This is a genomic window from Roseateles sp., assembly GCF_052436255.1.
Lineage (GTDB): Bacteria > Pseudomonadota > Gammaproteobacteria > Burkholderiales > Burkholderiaceae_C > Pelomonas.
The window spans coordinates 1-3164 of record NZ_JBQVNP010000272.1 but is presented as its reverse complement, the minus strand read 5'-3'; the positions used below and the strand labels follow the sequence as shown (position 1 = coordinate 3164).

5 protein-coding genes are annotated in these 3164 nt (G+C 69.8%); 3 read left to right on the top strand and 2 right to left on the bottom strand.

Going from position 1 to position 3164, the window contains the following annotated elements:
• Positions 1–731, top strand: a 731-nt coding sequence (locus tag ACT6S0_RS27370; RefSeq protein ID WP_444766879.1) for a phosphatase, incomplete at its 5' end; no start/stop codon positions are given.
• A 25-nt stretch (positions 732–756) separates the two neighbouring features.
• Here ACT6S0_RS27370 and ACT6S0_RS27365 read toward each other — a convergent pair.
• Positions 757–1377 carry a Sua5/YciO/YrdC/YwlC family protein gene (locus tag ACT6S0_RS27365; RefSeq protein WP_444766878.1) on the bottom strand — a complete coding sequence of 207 codons (621 nt, stop codon included), beginning with the start codon at positions 1375–1377 and terminating at the stop codon, positions 757–759.
• Between the two features lie 101 nt (positions 1378–1478).
• Here ACT6S0_RS27365 and ACT6S0_RS27360 point away from each other — a divergent pair, with 101 nt between their 5' ends.
• Both ACT6S0_RS27360 and ACT6S0_RS27355 read left to right on the top strand, forming a co-directional pair.
• Positions 1479–2114 carry an L-threonylcarbamoyladenylate synthase gene (locus tag ACT6S0_RS27360; protein ID WP_444766877.1) on the top strand — a complete coding sequence of 212 codons (636 nt, stop codon included), beginning with the start codon at positions 1479–1481 and terminating at the stop codon, positions 2112–2114.
• Between the two features lie 168 nt (positions 2115–2282).
• A complete protein-coding gene (locus ACT6S0_RS27355; RefSeq protein WP_444766876.1) occupies positions 2283–2567 on the top strand; it encodes a hypothetical protein in 285 nt (94 codons plus the stop codon).
• Positions 2568–2662: 95 nt separating this feature from the next.
• Here ACT6S0_RS27355 and ACT6S0_RS27350 read toward each other — a convergent pair whose 3' ends face one another.
• On the bottom strand, positions 2663–3007 hold the full coding sequence (locus ACT6S0_RS27350; RefSeq protein WP_444766875.1) for a glutaredoxin family protein: 345 nt from the start codon (positions 3005–3007) through the stop codon (positions 2663–2665).
• Between the last annotated feature and the right edge of the window lie 157 nt (positions 3008–3164).

The following is a 3164-nucleotide window of genomic DNA, read 5'->3' as shown; positions in this document are numbered from 1 at the left end:
ACGACGAGATCGGCGGCCAGGCCCGCGCTATCGCCGCTGCCCAAGCCCTGGGCCTGCCCTATCTGACCGGCACAGAGATCTCCGTGACCTTCGCCGGCCGCGTGGTCCTCATCGTCGGCCTGGGCTTCGACCACGAGTCGGCCGAGCTGCGCGCGGGCCTGAGTGCCACGCGCGGTGGCCGCGAGGCGCGCGCGCGCGAGATGGCGGCCGGGCTGGCCGCGGTCGGCATCGCGGGCGCCTTCGAGGGCGCGTTGAGATACGTCGGCAATCCAGAGCTGATCTCACGCACTCACTTCGCCCGGTTTCTCGTCGACGGCGGCCATTGTTCGGACGTCTCCGAAGTGTTCCGCCGCTACCTGACCGAGGGCAAGCCGGGCTTTGTCCAGCACAAGTGGGCGCGGCTGAGCGACGCGGTGGGCTGGATCAAGCGTGCCGGCGGCGTGGCCGTCATTGCCCACCCGGGCCGCTACGGCTTCACACCGACCGAGGAGTACGCGTTGATCACCGAGTTCATCGGCCACGGCGGGCGCGGCATCGAGGTGGTCACCGGCAGCCACACGGCGGCCGAGTTCGTGCAGTACGCGGACACGGCGCTCGAGTTCGGCCTGCTGGCTTCGCGTGGCTCGGACTTCCATTGCCCTCAGGAGAGCCGCACCGACCTGGGCACGTTGCCGCCGCTGTCAGCGCGGCTGACGCCGGTCTGGGCGGAGCTGGCCGAGCGCATTCATTGAAGCTCGGCCCGCCGCGTCGCCTCCCTCAGGCCAGCGCGGGTTCGCAGGCGAGCCAACGCGACAGACTGGGCCGCAATTGCAGGAGGCCGTGCAGGTCGACCACCCGGACCGCCCGTGCGGCGGGCAACGCCCCGGCGTCCAAGGCCACATCCACGCCGCCCAGCCAGCCGGCAGGCAGCGCGTCGATGGCCGTGGCGACGGCCGCCGGCAGCGCGATGAACAGCGGCTCGTCGAGCAGCGCCAGCAGGCCCTGCGCAGCGACGTGGCCGGCAAAGCACAGCAGGCTGGCTCCGCCTGCGGCAGGCAGCAGCCGGCGCGGCACTCTGCGGGTGCTGCGCAGCACGAAGGCCTGGACACCAGCATCTGCGGCACGGATCGCCCGGAAGGCCTCGTCGCCGATCTGCAGATAGCTGGCGGCCTGCGCAAGGTCGCGGTACAGCAGCGCTGCCGGCGCCCGGCCGGTGCGGTTTGCACGGCGGCCAAGCTGGTCGGTCGCCGTCTTGTGGTCGAGCCGGCAGGCCAGCGCGTAACCCGCCGCCGTAGGCAGCACCGCAATGGCGCCGGCCCGGACCTGCGTGGCGATGCCGTGCAACAGCCGCCCCTGCGGGTTGGCGGGGTGGACCTCGTGGCGCAGCATGCGTGGCATGACGCAACCGTAGCGGCGGCGGGCCCGCGCGCTTCGTCGGACAACATCGCACGCCGTTGCCGGCCAATGTCGGCACGCGGGTTGCCGGGTTACGCTTGACCATGGCCCAGCTCTTTGAAGTCCACCCCGACAACCCGCAGCCGCGCTTCCTGCGCCAGGCAGCGCAGATGTTGCAGGCCGGTGGCATCGGTGCGATCCCGACCGACTCCAGCTACGCCTTCGTCTGCCGCCTGGATGACAAGGCCGCCGCCGAGGCGCTGCGCCGCGTGCGCGGCGTGGACGACAAGCACCACCTGACGCTGCTGTGCCGTGACCTGTCGGAACTGGCCAACTACGCGATGGTCGACAACCGCCAGTACCGCCTGCTCAAGCTGGCGACGCCGGGCGCCTACACCTTCATCCTGCCCGCCACCAAGGAAGTGCCGCGGCGCCTGTCCCACCCCAGCCGGCGCACCATCGGCCTGCGCGTGCCCGACCACAAGGTCACCCAGGACCTGCTGGCCCTGTTCGGTGAGCCGCTGCTGTCGACGACGCTCATTCCGCCGGGCGACAGCGAACCGATGAACGACGCCGCCGACGTCTATGCGCTGCTGGACCGCCAGCTGCAGTTCGTGCTGGACGCGGGGGCCTGCCCGGCCCAGCCGACCACCGTGCTCGACATGAGCCAGGGCGACGAGCCGGTACTGGTGCGCCAGGGGCGCGGCGAACTCGCGCGGCTGGGGCTGCAGCTGGATTGAACGGCCCCGCGCGGCCAGCCGGCGCGCAGCTCATCACCGGCTCGCGCAGTTCGTCCAGCGCTGCCCGCCATTGATCGCAGGCGCCTGGAAGGGTGCGGGCGCAGTGACGAAACTGACTCCATCGAACAAGCAATCACGCTTCTCGAAACCCACCGAACGGAGTCCATCATGAGCAAGCAACCCACCTTCTACAGCGCCGTTGCCACCATCGCCCTCGCTTTCTCGGCCTTCGCCGTGCAAGCAGCTCCACAGGCCACCGTCAAGCTCGAACGCGTCGTCGTCACCGGCAAGGCCACGAAGGAGATCGCACAGCTGCCGCGCGTCGTCGTGACCGGCCATGCGCAGCGTGAAGTGGTCCAGCTGCCGCGCGTCGTGGTCGTCGGCTACAGCGATGCCACGTTGCTGCGCAACACGACCCTGGCCGCCGCCAAGACCAGCACCAAGCGCATCTGAACGGCGTCGCCCGAACATGCCCATGACGCCAACGTCCACCATCGCCGAGCCGAGTCGCCAGCGCTGCTGAGCCAGCGTTGCCGACTCGGCTCGGCCTATTTCACGATGTCGATGATGCGCGCGCGGTCAAAGCCCAGCACGCGCTGGCCGCGCACGACCAGCGTCGGCGTGCCGGCGCCGCCCAGTGCCTGATAGCCCGCCAGGCACTGCGCATCGCGCTCGATGAAGCATTCGCTGAAGGGCACGCCCTCGGCGGTCATCCAGCGCCGCGCGGCCGTGCACCAGCCGCAGGTCTCCGACGAGATCATGCGGATGTCGCCCGGCTTCACGCGTTGCGACAGCAGTTCGGCGTCGCCGTCCGCTACATGGCTGCGCCAGGCCCACGAGGCCAGCAGGGTCACACCGACGACGACGAGCAGGGAAAGCGGAGGCCATTTCATGGCCCGATGCTAGATGCTAGATGTCGTTTCCCAAGAGGTTGTTCACCCGAGGCCGTGGAAGATGAGGGTTCTCACACCAACCCATCGCCACACGGGGAACCCTCGGATGAACAGCCATAAGAATGCCTCATTGACGCCGCGAGGTCGCGCACATTTG

Bases quoted from the DNA above. Each gene is read 5' to 3' on its own strand.
- ACT6S0_RS27365 (WP_444766878.1), bottom strand. From the start codon at position 1,377: ATGCCACGCATGCTGCGCCACGAGGTCCACCCCGCCAACCCGCAGGGG.
- ACT6S0_RS27360 (WP_444766877.1), top strand. From the start codon at position 1,479: ATGGCCCAGCTCTTTGAAGTCCACCCCGACAACCCGCAGCCGCGCTTC.
- ACT6S0_RS27355 (WP_444766876.1), top strand. From the start codon at position 2,283: ATGAGCAAGCAACCCACCTTCTACAGCGCCGTTGCCACCATCGCCCTC.
- ACT6S0_RS27350 (WP_444766875.1), bottom strand. From the start codon at position 3,007: ATGAAATGGCCTCCGCTTTCCCTGCTCGTCGTCGTCGGTGTGACCCTG.